We start from the raw sequence: 224 nt of genomic DNA on the forward strand, positions 1-224 counted from the left end.
TCGGAGGACGGGGGCTTGGACGAGTTGGATGAGTTCTGGTTGAGCCGAGCTTCCAGATCCGTGAGCCGGGATTCCAGTTGCGCCACCCGCGCCTCCAACACGCGGATGTACGCCTGCGCGGCCGCGGGCAGAGCGTCGAAGACTTCGGCGGGTAGCGCGGGAAGTGACATCCGTCGAAAGAGTACGAGAGCAAATTACAACCGGCTACACCCGTGAACGGTTAC

The 224-nt window shown here is 62.5% G+C and carries 1 protein-coding gene; it reads right to left on the reverse strand.

Annotation, left to right across the window (positions count from 1 at the left end; all coding sequences use genetic code 11):
• A partial coding sequence (locus R5W23_RS12990) for a DUF6444 domain-containing protein (protein WP_320686679.1) occupies positions 1-170 on the reverse strand: 170 nt, incomplete at its 3' end.
• Positions 171-224: the final 54 nt, after the last annotated feature.

This window comes from Gemmata algarum, assembly GCF_034097035.1.
Taxonomy (GTDB): Bacteria; Planctomycetota; Planctomycetia; order Gemmatales; family Gemmataceae; genus Gemmata; species Gemmata algarum.